At 64.3% G+C, this 14349-nt stretch carries 14 protein-coding genes; 7 read left to right on the forward strand and 7 right to left on the reverse strand.

From position 1 onward, the window contains the following. Positions 1-472 precede the first annotated feature (472 nt). The 3 genes from P2T60_RS05610 to P2T60_RS05620 form a co-directional block, all read right to left on the reverse strand. Positions 473-1255 carry a DNA-directed RNA polymerase subunit epsilon gene (locus tag P2T60_RS05610; RefSeq protein ID WP_276281571.1) on the reverse strand — a complete coding sequence of 261 codons (783 nt, stop codon included), beginning with the start codon at positions 1253-1255 and terminating at the stop codon, positions 473-475. A gap of 208 nt (positions 1256-1463) precedes the next feature. After that, entirely contained in the window at positions 1464-2075 is a 612-nt protein-coding gene (locus P2T60_RS05615) for a response regulator transcription factor (RefSeq protein WP_276281572.1), read from the reverse strand. 94 nt (positions 2076-2169) lie between these two features. After that, on the reverse strand, positions 2170-3270 hold the full coding sequence (locus P2T60_RS05620) for a helix-turn-helix transcriptional regulator (protein ID WP_276281573.1): 1101 nt from the start codon (positions 3268-3270) through the stop codon (positions 2170-2172). A gap of 281 nt (positions 3271-3551) precedes the next feature. Between P2T60_RS05620 and glmU the strand changes: the two genes are divergently transcribed. Further along, positions 3552-4733, forward strand: coding sequence for a bifunctional sugar-1-phosphate nucleotidylyltransferase/acetyltransferase (gene glmU, locus P2T60_RS05625; protein WP_276281574.1), 1182 nt, complete (start codon positions 3552-3554; stop codon positions 4731-4733). A gap of 271 nt (positions 4734-5004) precedes the next feature. Here glmU and P2T60_RS05630 read toward each other — a convergent pair whose 3' ends face one another. The 4 genes from P2T60_RS05630 to P2T60_RS05645 all read right to left on the reverse strand — a co-directional run bounded on the left by P2T60_RS05630 (position 5005) and on the right by P2T60_RS05645 (position 7615). Beyond that, the gene (locus P2T60_RS05630; RefSeq protein WP_276281575.1) at positions 5005-5433 is read right to left on the reverse strand and encodes a thiol-disulfide oxidoreductase DCC family protein; all 429 of its coding nucleotides are present in this window, start codon (positions 5431-5433) and stop codon (positions 5005-5007) included. A 118-nt stretch (positions 5434-5551) separates the two neighbouring features. Further along, positions 5552-5914: a 2Fe-2S iron-sulfur cluster-binding protein gene (locus P2T60_RS05635; RefSeq protein ID WP_276281576.1), complete on the reverse strand. Its 363-nt coding sequence runs from the start codon at positions 5912-5914 to the stop codon at positions 5552-5554. 38 nt (positions 5915-5952) lie between these two features. Then, on the reverse strand, positions 5953-6609 hold the full coding sequence (dps, locus tag P2T60_RS05640) for a DNA protection during starvation protein (RefSeq protein ID WP_276281577.1): 657 nt from the start codon (positions 6607-6609) through the stop codon (positions 5953-5955). A gap of 127 nt (positions 6610-6736) precedes the next feature. Continuing rightward, positions 6737-7615: a hypothetical protein gene (locus tag P2T60_RS05645; RefSeq protein WP_276281578.1), complete on the reverse strand. Its 879-nt coding sequence runs from the start codon at positions 7613-7615 to the stop codon at positions 6737-6739. Between the two features lie 310 nt (positions 7616-7925). Between P2T60_RS05645 and P2T60_RS05650 the strand changes: the two genes are divergently transcribed. The 6 genes from P2T60_RS05650 to P2T60_RS05675 all read left to right on the forward strand — a co-directional run bounded on the left by P2T60_RS05650 (position 7926) and on the right by P2T60_RS05675 (position 14325). Then, positions 7926-10268 (forward strand): DEAD/DEAH box helicase, encoded by a 2343-nt coding sequence (locus P2T60_RS05650; RefSeq protein ID WP_276281579.1) that lies wholly within the window; start codon positions 7926-7928, stop codon positions 10266-10268. A gap of 279 nt (positions 10269-10547) precedes the next feature. Next, a complete protein-coding gene (locus P2T60_RS05655; RefSeq protein WP_276281580.1) occupies positions 10548-10943 on the forward strand; it encodes a thioredoxin family protein in 396 nt (131 codons plus the stop codon). 159 nt (positions 10944-11102) lie between these two features. After that, positions 11103-11549 (forward strand): DUF7552 domain-containing protein, encoded by a 447-nt coding sequence (locus P2T60_RS05660; protein ID WP_276281581.1) that lies wholly within the window; start codon positions 11103-11105, stop codon positions 11547-11549. Beyond that, positions 11546-12391, forward strand: coding sequence for a DUF7260 family protein (locus tag P2T60_RS05665; protein ID WP_276281582.1), 846 nt, complete (start codon positions 11546-11548; stop codon positions 12389-12391). Before P2T60_RS05660 ends, P2T60_RS05665 begins: the two co-directional genes overlap by 4 nt. 72 nt (positions 12392-12463) lie before the next feature. Then, entirely contained in the window at positions 12464-12886 is a 423-nt protein-coding gene (locus P2T60_RS05670; RefSeq protein WP_276281583.1) for a DUF7552 domain-containing protein, read from the forward strand. A 173-nt stretch (positions 12887-13059) separates the two neighbouring features. After that, positions 13060-14325 carry an RNA-guided endonuclease InsQ/TnpB family protein gene (locus P2T60_RS05675; protein WP_276281584.1) on the forward strand — a complete coding sequence of 422 codons (1266 nt, stop codon included), beginning with the start codon at positions 13060-13062 and terminating at the stop codon, positions 14323-14325. Positions 14326-14349: the final 24 nt, after the last annotated feature.

The raw sequence follows: 14349 nt of genomic DNA on the forward strand, positions 1-14349 counted from the left end.
CGAGTAGAAATCAGGCGGTCTCGGGGACGGCCGTCGTGCGTTTCGGAACGCTCTACAGTATTCTTAAAAATATAAACAATTATCTAAGAAAGATTTTTCATTGTTTTACAGTTCTCTACCATTGCCTTCCGCGATGGCTCGCGGGTCGCTCCGAACGGAGCGACCCGCCGATTTCCTTTAAGTAGTTCTGGCGACAACGGATAGATACGACGGGAAGACGGTCGCGTTCTACCGGACTCACGCTCGCTAGCCGCCGGTGCGTCGGTCGTCTCCGGACGGAACGAGTCGGCGGCCCGGACGTTCGTTTAAGTTCTTCCCGCGACAAGGAGTAGATACGAGCGACGTGCGGTCTCGTTCTGACGGAGTTGTCCCGACACTCGCTAGTCTTTAGGACGGACTGCGGGAGTGCGAGACGCGCGCTGATTTAAGTACTTCTGGCGACAACGGGTAGATACGAGGGAAGTTCGCCGGTTCACTTCTGCGGTTCGTCTCTTTCGGCCCACTGACCAGTCTCCTCGGCACCGCCTTCCTCGCTCCGACGAGCGTCGAGACTCGGCAGGTTGGGGTCCCGATAGGGGTTGCGGCCGTACACCGCCTCTTCGAGGTCCTGCTCGCGGAGTTGGTCTTTCAGGACGCGCCGGAGGCGGTTCAGATTCGTGACGTTCAGACCGTGCTTGGCGACGAGTTCTGAGAATCGTTCTTCGTCGGTAATCGACCGGAACTGGTCGTAGAGGTCGTCGAGTTCGGCGGGCGACAGGTCCCGAATCCACTCTTGGTCGTGAAGTCCCAGATAGTGTTCGCGCTCGCGGTCCACGACGTGGCGGATGACCACCAGCGCCACCTTCGGAATCGCGCGCTGACTCCCGAACGCCGTCAGGTCCAAGTCCGACACGATGCCGACCACCCGGTCGCGTTGCCACGGCGTCAGCGACAGGTCGTTGCACAGGGCGTGGGCGATGCGGAGTTTGTCGAGGCGGTGCATCCGGGAACTGTGCCCGGCCATCGCGGAGTGGCGTTCCTCGTGGAGTCGGCGAACGCTGTCGGGAAGGTCGGCGTCGGGCGACTCGGCCCGGCCGATTTGGGTCGCGCTCGGCGTCACCGGTCCCCACTGGCGGACCGTCTGGTCTCGCTGGAGGTCCGCCCGGCCGACCGAACCGTCGCCGGGACGCTGGCTAAGCGGTCTCTCGGCGTCTCGGTCGTCGGGCACTGGCCCGGATTCCCACGACGGCGTCTGGTCGGTCCACCCCTCGGTCATTACTGTCGTGTAGTCGGCGGGGGTAGTTTAAACATGTGCCTCGGAACCCCGCCGGGGCGACTGGACTCGGCCCGGAGTCGCCGCTATCGAAAACTGAGGCCGGTAGAACGCTGGCGTCTCCCCGTCGTATCTATCCGTTGTCGCCAGAAGTACTTAAAGAGAGTCCGAGAGTAGTAGCCCAATCGCTTCGTCGCCCGCGGTCGAAATCCTACTCGCCGCGGTCGGTGTCGTGGAACTCCGCGCGCAGGTCCTCGTCGTCGAGGTCGGTCGCGGTGTTCGAGAGTTGGGCGCGGAGTTCGGCGAGTTCCGAGACGAGTTTCTCGTACTCGTCGTTCGCGTCGAGTTCCGCGGGACTCTTCTTGGTCTCCAGTGCGGCCTTCTTGTTCGCCAGCGAGAGGAACCGTTGCATCTGGGCGTCGTAGGTCGAGCGCCGGAGGAGCGTCTCGACGGTTTCGAGCAACTCCTCGGCCTCCGAGACCGGTTTTTCCAGATACGCGTCGAACCCGAGGTCGAGGATGTCGAAGTCGGGTTCGACCGCCGAGACGAGTGCGACCCGACAGGTGAGACCCTCCTCGTGAATCCGGTTCAGTACGTCCTCGCCCGAGAGGTCCGGCATCCGCCGGTCGAGCAGAACCACGTCCACTTCGTCGTCCAGTTTTTCGAGGGCTTCGGACCCGCTGTACGCCGTTCGGACGTGATAGTCGTCGTCCAACCACTGGGCATAGGCGTCGGTAATCGGCTTCTCGTCGTCTACGATAAGTACTGTGGCGTCGTTGGGCATAGTTCCGGTTTCGCTTGCGGTCTGTAGTGATTCACTCATATTGCCTCGAAGTTAAAACGGCACTGTCTCGGCGGTTCCTGTCGTGAGTCGTCGCAACCGCACACGACCGGTGACTGACTACTCGGGGCATCTGTCAGTCGGTCTCCTGCTCGAACGGCGATTTGGCCGTCTCGGGTTCGTATCCGCTCAGGAACACGAGGTTCCCTCGGCCGACCTGTACCCGAGTGACGAGTCCTTTCTCCTCCATCTTCGAGAGTTTCCGACTGACGGTAGATTTCGACCAGTCGGTCTCCTCGGTCACGTCGGCCTGCTTCATCCGGCCGCCGTACTGCGTGAGCAGTTCCCGGATTCTGTCCTCGTCGGTCAGCATCGCCTCCTCGGGCAGGTCGTCTACGCCCGAGTTCGCGCCCGACTGCACCGCCGACGGGGACGATTCCCCGTCTTCGCTTGCCCTCGGCGAGTCGGACCGACCTGCCGCGCTCGGCGAGTCGGAACCGCTCTCGCCAGAGAACACGCCCGACAGCGAGTCCCGAATCGAGGTGAACAGGCCGCTCTCGGACTCCGGAACCGAGACATCCGTGTCGTGAGACTGAACGTGGTCGCTGGTCACGCTTCGGTCGCCGTAGGTTTCGGCGACCGACCACTCCTCGCCGTCGTCCGAGACTTCGACAACCGCGTCGAAGAGGGTCTTCAGCGTGTTGACCGTCTCCTCGTCGTGGATGTCCGGGTCCATGTGGTAGAAGCCGATGGCGTCGGCGGCCTGCACCCGGTGGGTGAGGATGTGGAGGTATCGGAACGCGGTGTCGAAGTTCACGTACTCAAGCAGGACGGTCAGCGTCTGGACCGAGACGACCGTCTGGTTCCCGTTGCCCTTCCACCGAGTCAACTGCTCGCTCAGCGGTGCGATGATGTCCATCGGTTGGTTCGGGTCTACCCGAGCGACGGACACGTCCGACGGGAGTTCGGTGCTGGCGTCTTCGCCGGACTTCTCTACGGTGTTGGCGTGGATGAACGCGAGTTCCGCCGGGAAGTCCTCGACATGGGCCTTCCAGTCGGCTATCCACGTCTCGGGTGGTGGCGTGTACGTCACTGCGGCGACGTTCGTCTCGTGCGGTGGTGTCGTGGAAGCGAGCAGTTCGAGGCACGCTCTGTTGCCGGTCGGCGTCAGCGGTGCCAGCAGGAGTACGTTCGAGGACTGCTTCAACTGTCTCCTGTCGGATGTGTCGATGTTCATTAGTTCTCTATCATTCTTCGGGATTGTTTCCTCAGTTCTGAAGATATCACGAGACTATTTGCAGGTAGTACGTGTTGACGGTGCGACGGATATTAAATTATTTCCTACGGGGCGCGCCGTCGGAAACACTGCAACTGACGACGCGATAGCCGATTGTTTTAGGAGAAAGGAGATACTCCGGACGTAAAAGGCCGCGCCAGTACCAATCACGGGGTTCAAATAGGGGTGGCTCGCCGAGCGACTCCGAGGGACTGAAACCCGACGCCGCCGAATCGACGGCCATGCAAGCAGTGATTCTCGCGGCCGGGGAGGGAACCCGGATTCGGCCGCTGTCGGCGTCACGCCCCAAACCGACGTTGCCGGTGGCGGACCGACCCCTCGTCGCGCACACTGTCGACGCCGCCGTGAGAGCGGGCACGGAGGAACTGATTTTCGTGGTGGGCTACGAGGCGGACGCGGTGCGCGAGTACTTCGGCGAGGAGTACGCCGGGGTTCCAGTGCGCTACGCCGAACAGGACGAACGGGCCGGAACCGCCGACGCGGTTCGGGCGGCCCGCGACCAGTTGGACGGCCCGTTCGCGGTCTTCAACGGCGACAACCTCTACGACCCCGACGCCATCGCCGACCTGTTCGAGTCCCGTCCGGCAGTCGGCGCGGTCCGAGTCGAGGACCCCTCGAACTACGGCGTCCTCTCGGCGGAGGGGGGCGTCGTCACCGACATCGTGGAGAAACCCGCCGACCCGCCCACCGACCTCGCCAACGCCGGGGCCTACGTCTTCCCCGAGGCGGCCCGCGAGTGGTTGGACGTGCCCGAGAGCGAACGCGGCGAACACGAGATTACCGACGTTCTCGCTCGGACCGTCGCGGAGTACGACGTGTCGGCGGTCGAACTCGACCGGTGGATGGACGTGGGCCGACCGTGGGAACTGCTGGAAGCCAACGAGTGGAAACTCGCCGAGTTGGACCGCGACGTTCGGGGAGAAGTCCACGAAACGGCCGACTTGCGAGGGCCGGTCGTGGTCGAAGAGGGTGCAACTATCGACGCCGGAGTCGTTATCGAGGGTCCCGCGCTCGTCCGGGCGGGCGCGAGCGTCGGCCCGAACGCGTACGTCCGTGGCGCGACCCTTCTCGGCGAGGACGCTAAAGTCGGCCACGGCGTCGAAGTCAAAAACAGCGTCGTCGGCCGCGGGACCCACGTCGCGCACCTGAGTTACGTCGGCGACAGCGTTCTCGGCCGAGACGTGAACTTCGGCGCGGGAACGAACGTCGCCAACCTCCGCCACGACGACGAGCCCGTGAAACTCACCGTGAAAGGCGAACGGGTTTCGACCGGCCGCCGGAAGTTCGGCGTCGTCGTCGGCGACGACGCCAAGACCGGCATCAACACGAGTCTGAACGCGGGCGTCACGCTCTCTGCGGGCGCGAGGACGAAACCGGGAGAGACTGTTACGCGGGACCGGTAGCGTTCCATTCGCTCGGACTCGACTTTTCGGTCCAGCACGCGCTGGCTTGGCTTTTCGGTCCGGCGCGCGAGGGAGCGGCCGCCCGAGGCGGTCGCGAGGGTGGGGAGGCGTGAGGTTCTCGCGGTACGGGGCGGTGCCGTGCGGTCGTGATTGGTTCGAGCAGTAGCTAGCGATTCCGTCGCTGTAGAACCAGTAGCCAGCGACCCTACTGACGTTGCCGAACTACCGAACTCGACCGACTGGGTGACGCTCCGTCCCGGAGACGGCCGACTTACCGACGTATTTTGGCGGTGTGCCACGCGTTCCTCCCCAACTCCCCGAACGCCGATTTCGCCGCCTCGGACATCGGATACGCGCCGTGGTAGGGGTCCGGTCTCCCATCGACGCCGGTCACGGTCCGAATCGCGTCGGCCAGCGACTCGTAGTTGTCGCCCACGATGTCACCGACGAGGACGGGTATCCCGGCCCGGTCACAGAGTTCGCGGGCCGCCTCGCGGCCGACGTAGACCCGACCTTCCCGACCGTCGGCGAACGCCAGCGCGAAGGGCGTCTCGCCGAACTGGGCTTCGAGGAACGACTGGGCGGGGTCGTCCTCCCACGCGATTGCGCCGACGCCTTCGACCCGGCGGAGCGCCGACGCCGCCGCCGAGCAGAACGGACAGTCGCCGTCGTACACGAGGACTGCGTGGTAGTCGCTCATGGGCGTCAGTTGGGCCGCTGGCGATAAAAGTCGGTTGCCCGACTGCATCCGCGAAGGATTCATAAATATTTGCGAGAGAAATGTAATTCTTTGTTTAACGTGTTCGGAGAATTCCTAACTATCGCTTCGACCGGCCCGGCGGCTTGTCGTGGTCCGCGCGGTGGTCCAGCATTTCTTCGTACTGGCAGGCCCGAATCCGGAGGTCCGACCGCGGTTTGGCCGTGCAGGGCAGAATCATGTCGGCGTCCTCGTCTTCCTCGTAGTAGCGCCGGGCGTCGGACTGGTCTACCTCGCCCTCCAGCAACTCCGCGGCGCAGGTGGTACACCACCCCTGTTGACAGTCCGCCGGTAGCCAGACTCCCGCGCTCCGGGCGGCCGAGAGGACGTATTCGGTGTCGGGAACCTCGATTTCGACGGTCTCTCCGGCCTGCGCTACGTCGCAGTCGTCCGGCACCTCGATAGCGACGGTGTAGCTACTCACGGCGTCTGCTAGCGGGCAAATCGGGATGAACGTGACGGCTACGCCGAGTCGTTGATGCGCCGGTTGGTCGAGTAGGGCGCGTCACCCGGTTCGCCCCGGATGAAGTGGCCCGCCGGGTTGATTTCGCCGTCTCGCTCCATGCTCAGGAGTTCGATGAACCACGCTTCGTGTTCGACTTCCTCCTGAAGGATGCGCTGGGCCATGTCGTAGGTCCGCGGGTCCGCGCCCTCGGTCATGTCGCACACCTCGCTCCACGTCCGGATGGCGCATCGCTCGGCCTCCAACAGGATTTCGAGCATCTCCTCGGTGCTGAGGTCCTGCGGGTCGGGTTCCTCGCCGGACTGCGGGTTCGGCAACTTGGCGTCCGGACACGACGCCCGGTCGGCGAAGTCCCGAATGTCGTTCGGGAGCGACCCGCCGAGTTCGTAGATTCGGGGCATCACGAGTTCGAAGTGGGCGCGGTCCTCCAGTCGCGCGTCCTCGGTAATCTCCTTGTAGTCCTCGTGGCCCGCCATGTGCATCCGCAGGTTGGTGTAGTAGTAGTACGTCGTGAACTCCGCGCCGACGGCGTCTATCAGTTTCTCGCGGAGTTCCTCGGGGTCGAGTCCGCGCTCCCGAATCGACTCCATGCCGACTCGCTGACTCGTATCTCCCGTCTCGACGCTCCCGGAACCGTGCTTCTTCTCGTCTGACATTCTGTCTCCCCCACGAACCGTGACGACTTTCAAACCCTTAACTATTCTTCCCAGATTAGAAACACCGGTTCGTGATTGGGAAAACCGAGGGGCGAGGAACGCGCGGGTCCGACGTTCCCCGCGAGAGTCATCGGGGCATCGTCGCCTTCCCGAGTACCTCGACGGTCGTCTCACGGTCGGCGACGGCAGACCGGAGGTGCAACCGCACTCGCTCGGTGCCCGACGTGACGTACTCGCCGAAAGTCCACGTTCGTTCGCGGCGCGCGCCCGCAGGAACCCGCATCTTCGCCCGGTTGGGACTGTACGTCGGTCCGGCCTGATTCAGACTCGCCCGAAAGATGCCGTCGCCCTCGCCGACGTTCTCGACCACCAGCGACGCGTCGAACGACTCGTCGTGGGCGACCTGTTCGGGCACGTCGAACGAGACGAGTTCGAAGTCGGCGGGCGGTGACCGGAGGTCCGCGACGACTTCCTCGTCAACTGGCCGGTCTCGCCCGCGATAGGTCAACTCGACGGTTTCGGCGTCGAGTGGGTCGGGTACCTCGAAGGCGACCCATCCGGACCGGTTCTTGTCGGCGCGGTACCCCGGTCCTAACTCGTGGAGACGGTGGGGACCGCCCATCTCGCCGGGCGCGAGCGTTCCCCAGAAGTGTCGGTCATCGACGACCAGCGAGAAATCGCTCGGCGGCGGCGAGTCGGTACGCGGGCGGACCTCCACGAACGCGAACTGGGTCCCCTCGACCGCTTCCACATCCATCGAATCCGGAGTCGTGAGGTAGAAAAACGACGACTGAACTCCGACGGGCACGAAATCGACCACCGGAACGTCGGCGGTCGGGGACTCTCTCGTAGGCCGAGGTCCGTCTTCGGCAGTCGTCTCGCGGGGACGCCGGGGAGTCGTCTCGGGCGGTTCGTCGTCACCGTCGCGGAGATTGCCGACGCAACCGGTGAGACCCGTGAGTGCGACGGTCCGGAGGAGGGCACGTCGGTTCCGGCGTTTTGTCATCGGGACCAACGTTCAACGATTATCGGAATAAGTTTTATGACATCACCGGGAAGGGTTCGACCGCCGTGTGCGAGATTTCAAATACGAAGGCGGAACCAACTCGTCCCGTGACCTGAAAATCGCCGCGGGGAGGTCAGCGATAGCACGGCACTTCTCCCCGCGAGCCGACCGGGTATCCAATCCGGGCCGTCCGTGCCGTCTGTTCGCCATTTGCGCCACCCGAACTATTCGCGCCAGCGGTTGCTTTCTCTCTCTTTCACTTCCGCTCCGCGGCGAAAGCGGTTAGGTACCCCGACCCTATCGCCGACTCGTGGACGAGACTATCGACTGGCTTCGGGGTCGGCCCTACTACGACGCACAGGTCGAGACCCATCGGACCCTCCCCGGACGCGACGGCGACTTCTGCGAGGTAGACCTCGAACCGCGACTGGAGAGTGCGCTCGCTCAGCGAGGCATCGAGAACCTCTATCGCCATCAGGCCGACGCCATCGAAGCGGTCCGCAAGGGCGAGAACGTCGTCGTCGCCACGCCGACCGCCAGCGGAAAGAGTCTCGCGTACACGGTGCCCGCGTTCGAGCGCGCGATGGACCACGGCGGGCGCACGCTCTATCTCGCTCCGCAGAACGCGCTCATCAACGACCAAGACGAGACGCTCTCGGACCTCGCGCGTGACCTCGGGTTCGGCAGTCGCGTCTCGGTCGAACAGTACACCGGCCGACTCAGCAGGAGTGAGAAGCGCGCGGTCAGGGACCGGCGACCGACCGTCGTCCTCTCGAACCCCGACATGCTCCACTACGCGCTCCTGCCTCACGCCCACCGGCTCTGGGACTGGTTCTTCAGAGGGTTAGAGACGGTCGTGCTGGACGAGGTTCACGAGTACCGCGGCGTGTTCGGGAGCCACGTCGCGCTGGTTCTCCGGCGACTTCGCCGACTCTGCGACCGATTCGACGCCGACCCCCAGTTCGTCTGCTGTTCGGCGACCATCGGGAATCCGGTCGAACACGCCGCGAACGTCACGGGGACGCCCGCGGACTCGTTCCGACTGGTGGACGAGGACGTGAGCGACACCGGACCGACCCACTGGCTTCTCTGGAACCCGCCGGAGTACGAAAACCCGGAGGCAGGGTCCACTGGCCGCCGGAAGTCGAACCACGCCGAGACCAAGCGCCTGTTCGCCGACCTCGTGTCGAAGGGCCACCAGACGCTGACGTTCACCCGCGCGCGGCAGGCCGCCGAGCAGTGGGCGATGGAGAGCGCGAAGGAACTCCGAGAACGCGGACGAGGCGACCTCGCGCCCGACGTGACGGCGTATCAGGCCGCGCTCAAGAACGACCGTCGCAAGGAGATAGAGGAGGGACTGAACGACGGGGAAGTCAGGGGCGTCTGGAGTACCAACGCGCTCGAACTCGGCGTGGACATCGGCGGTCTGGACGCGGTTCTGCTCGACGGCTACCCCGGCACGCGGATAGCGGCGTTCCAGCAGGCCGGGCGCGCGGGTCGCGGCGACGACCCGAGTCTCGTCGCCCTCGTCGCGGGCGAAGACCAGTTGGACCAGTACCTCGTGGCGAACCCCGAGGACTTCTTCGCGGGCGACCCCGAGCGTGCGGTCGTCAACCCCGACAACGACCAACTCCTGCCCGACCACGTACTGTCGGCCGCCCGCGAGACGTGGCTCTCGCCCGAGGACGGCGACTACTTCGGCGAGGGATTCCCGGACCTCGTGGCCGACCTCGAAGCAGGGGGACTACTGGAGCGCCGGACGACCGACGAGGGCGTACGCTGGACCTACGACGGCGAGGAAAGCCCACAGCACGAGATGAACCTCCGGTCAATCGACGACCGGGAAGTGGAGTTGCTCGACCGGCGCAACGGCGACACGATTGCCAGCCTCCCGTTCGAGGACGCGCTGAACGACGCTCATCCGGGCGCTATCTACCATCATCAGGGCCAGTCCTACGAAGTGGTGGACCTCGACTTGGGGAAGCAAGTCGCGGAACTCTCGCCGACGTGGGCCGACTACCACACCAAGGTCCTCCACGAGAAGGAGATTACCGTCGAGGAGGACCTGCGGGAGAAACACCTCTCGACCCGCGAGGACGTGCCGGTCCGGTTCGCCGACGTGACGATGCGCAAGCGGATAACCGGCTTCGAGCGCCGGGACCCGACCGGCGAGACGCTGGGTCGGGAGTCGCTGGACCTGCCTGAGGTCTCCCTGCGGACGAAGGCGCTGTACTTCACGGTGCCCCGAGACGTGGAGGACGCGATGCGCGCCGCGGGCGACTTCAACGGCGGCATCCACGCCGCCGAACACGGGATGATTTCGCTGTTCCCGCTCGAACTGCTCTGCGACCGGGGCGACATCGGCGGTCTCTCGACGCCGATGCACCCCCACACCGGCCGGAGTACCATCTTCGTCTACGACGGCTACCCCGGCGGCGTCGGACTGGTCCGCGAGGGCTACGAGACGGTCGAAGACCTGATGGCCAACACCGCCGAGATGATTGGGTCCTGCGACTGCGACTCGGCGGGCGGGTGTCCGGCGTGCGTCCAGTCGCCCCACTGCGGGAACGCGAACGACCCGCTGGACAAGGAACAGGCCCGGTTTCTGCTGGAGGAACTGACCGACGCCGAGACGGACGACGTAGCGGGGTAGAACCTCCGAAATCCCCGAGCTTGCCGGGCGCGGCCCGACCGGGCCGCGCCCGGCGAGACAACCGCCAGTAGCGCGACGATGAACCGTCCGCCGGTAGCGCGACGACCGACCAACCGACGGGACGCGCTCGGCGTGTCAACCGACGGGGCGGACGCTTCCGAAGCAGTCGTCCCGACAATCCGGCGTCTACGACGGTCGGTAGCCGACTCCGAGCAGAATTATCAGAAGTGAGAAAAGAGGCGTAAAATTAAGTTGTCCGATTCGCTACCCCCATCTAACATGAACGACGAGGACCTCGCAGAGGTACGGGAGCGCAAGAAGCGTGCGCTCATGCAGGAGAACGGCCTCGGCGCGCCCTCCTCGCCAGTCTACGTCGATGGCTCGAAGAACTTCGAACAGTCCGTGGCGGCCCACGAAGTCGTCTTGGTCCACTACTACGCCGACGGCGGCGCGGGCCAGCGACTCCACCCCATCGTGGAGTCGGTCGCGCGCGAGACGTTCGCGGCGGTGGCGAAGGTAAACGTCGTGCATCACCAGAAGTTGGCCTTAGAGCAGGGTATCGGGGGGACGCCGACGTTCGACCTTTTCGCCGACGGCGAACGCCAAGAGCGCGTCCGGGGGCGCGTCGAGAAAGACGAGTTGGTCGAACTCGTAGAGGAGTACACGCAGTTCTGAAACCCATCTAATCCGTCTCTTCGGCAATATTTTAGTTGCTTTCGGAAATTCCTATAATTCTCTTAGAATTATGTCTGTGTCTCTCCTTCGGCGACGGGCGCGCCACCCATCCGAAAGCCATTTTAGGCCGACCTAACATAGATTAGGCCAGCCTAAATCATGGTCGATTCCCTCGACGCCATCCGCCAGAAAATCGGTGACTTAGCCAGCGAAGACGGCGATTTCTACGTCGCGTGCGCCGAAACGGACGACTGCCCCGCGCCGCTGACCGGTCGGCGCTTCCCCACCGAAGCGGCCGCCGACGAAGCCGCGGACCTCGCGCGTGAGTACCGCGCGACCCTCCGCGAGTCCGACCCCGACCTCCCTCACCACCGCCTCGCGGTCTACGAGCGCTCCGGCGGCCCGCTGACGTTCGTCTCGACCCGCGAGCGTACCGCGGGCCAGCGAGAGAACGGCCTGCCCCGGACCTCGCGGTCCGTCGTGGTCTCGGGCGACGGCGAACGCGAGTGGCTCCGGATGGACAACGCGCCGCTGGTCCACGTCCGGCAAGACGGCGAACCGCTCCCCGACGACGCCATCGAGCGCCAACTCGACTCGAAGCTATGACCGCCGAACTCCGGACGACCGCCGAACTCCGGACGACCGCCGCCGTCGAACGTGCCGACGCCGAGCGCGAGCGAATCGAGGGGAAAGTCGAGGCCTTCGAGACGTTCGCCGAGCGCGTCCGACAGACGCGCTCGGCGAACGTCGGCGGGCGGACAGGCGCGAGCGGACAGGCGAACGCGGGCAAGCAGGTCCGCGCGTCCGCGCACTCGCCCGCGGGTCGGCCCGTCGGCGATACGCTGGCGGTCGGCGCGTCCTCGTCCGGGCCGTCCGGTGACGCCGCGACCGTCCGCGAGGCGTTCTGCGAGACGGTGTTTCCCTACGCCGACGCCGACTCGCCGCCCGAGGCGATGGCCGACGAACTCTCGCCCGAACTCGCCGCCGCGCTCTCGCCCGCGGCGGGCGGGTTCACCCCCGGTCTCGCCGACCAGTTGGTCTCGCGCGCCGAGACCCGAAGCGAGGAGTGCGCACTGCTCGCCGACGCCGTCGGGACCGAGCGCGACCGACTCCGAGAAGTCGGCGACGAACTCGACCGCATCATCGACTGGCTCTCGGAGGCCGACGAGACGCCACTGCTTCAGCTCGGCTTCGAGGAACTCCGCGAGCGCCACGACCGACTGGCGGACTTCCGCGAGACCTGTGACCGACTCGCCCGCCAGCGACAGGCGACCATCCGCGGCACCCGGCGCGACGGCCTGACCGGAATCCGCGAGCGAGAACTGCTCGACCACCTCTACGCCGACTTCGAGGACGACCATCCGATGCTGGCCGACGTAGCGCGGGTGGCCGACCTGCTCGACGACTCCCAGCGCGCGGTCCGCCGACACCTCTGTGCGCGAGTCTGAGTGTCAGCTTTTCGGCCGATGGCGATTCCGAAACCTCTTAGCGGTTGGTGTGCCCTCTCGCATTCGACCGTCATGCCCGACCGCCTCGAAGCCCTGCACCGACGAATCGACGACCTGACCCACCCCGAAGGCGAGTTCGCCGTCGTCTGCCCGCGTTCGGGCAAGCGCCCGGTCCCGGTCCGCGGGGCGTCGTTCCCGTCCGCGTCCGCCGTCGAGACGGCCGTCGAACTCGTCTGCGAGTACCGGGACCTCCTGCGGGAGGTGGACCCGCACCTCGAATCCATCCCCGTCGTCGCGGCCGAGAAGACCGCCGACCCGCTCACGTTCTCCGGCGCGTCCGAGAGTCTCGGACGCTCCTCGCGGTCGGTCACGCTCTCGGGCGAGGACGACGATGAGTGGCTCCGGATGGACGACGCGCCGGTCGTCCACGTCCGGCGCGGCGGGGAACTCCTCGACGACGGGACCGTCTCCCTGCAACTCCGGTCGAAGCTCTGAGGACCCGGCGTCTCTCCTTATGGAAATCGCAAGGCTAAAATCCCGCCCTTCAGGGCGGGGATACAGCCGACAACTCCTCCACTACTCACGCTCGATAGCATCGCCGGATATTCCACGCTCCGGTCGTCACTTTTAATATATAATATCTCATAACTAGTTATGAATACAGTCAGATGTTGGAGACAACCCGCACCTATCGAGCGAAAATCGTCAACCACTCCCAAGTGAGTGACGACCTCGATGACTGTGGGTTCTCTGCGTCGAAACTGTGGAACGTCGCCCGATACTACACGCAAGGCCGGTGGGACGAAGACGGGGAAATCCCCGACGATGGCGAACTCAAATCCGAACTCAAGGAACACGAACGATACAGTGACCTCCATTCTCAGTCAAGTCAGCGAGTTCTCGAAGAGCTTGCTGAGTCGTTCACCAGTTGGTACAAAGCACGCCAACGCGGAGACGACGCCAACCCACCCGGCTACCGCAAACACGGCGACAACCATCCACGCTCCACCGTGACGTGGAAACAGAAAGGCATCAAGCACGATTCCAAACACAACAAACTCCGTCTGAGCAAGGGGTTTAACCTGAAGAATCACCGTTCAGACTTCATCCTCTGTGAGTACGAGACGCGACCGGACGTACAGGTGGAGAACATCCAGCAGGTGCGAGCCGTGTGGAACGGCGACCATTGGGAACTTCACCTTGTCTGCAAGGTCGAAATCCCCGTTGAGGACGCGCCCGGCGACAACACGGCGGGCATCGACCTCGGCATCAAGAATTACCTCGCCATCGCCTACGACGACGGGGACGCCGAGTTGTATCCGGGGAACGTGTTGAAACAGGACAAGCACTATTTCACCCGCGACGAGTACGACACCGAGGGTGAGAACGGCCCATCGCGCCGTGCGCTTCGCTCTCGGAAGAAACTCTCGCGTCGGAAAGACCACTTCCTCCACACACTCGCCAAGCATGTCGTTGGCCGGTGCATCGACCACGAGGTTGGTCGCATCGCTATCGGTGACTTGAGCGAGATTCGTGAAGACGAGAACGGTGACTCGCGGAATTGGGGTCGGAGTGGGAACAAGAAACTCCACGGCTGGGAGTTCGAACGGTTCACCACGTTGCTTGAATACAAGGCCGAAGAACACGGCATCCTCGTAGACCGCACAAGCGAGCGAGACACGTCAAAGACGTGTTCGTGTTGTGGTCGGAAGCGTGATGCCAACCGCGTGGAATGTGGCTTGTACGTCTGTTCGTCGTGCGAAACGACGATGAACGCAGACGTGAACGGTGCAGTGAATATTCGCAGAAAGATAACTCAGAATCTTCCCACCGAGGATATGAGTAACGGTCGTTTGGCACGGCCAGTAGCCTACCTGTTCAACCAAACCTCCGGGTCGTTCCACCCGAGGGAACAGGTTGGTTGCGAACCGTAATATCCCAACGCTCGGGAATCCTCG

The organism is Halorussus caseinilyticus (genome assembly GCF_029338395.1).
Lineage (GTDB): Archaea > Halobacteriota > Halobacteria > Halobacteriales > Haladaptataceae > Halorussus > Halorussus caseinilyticus.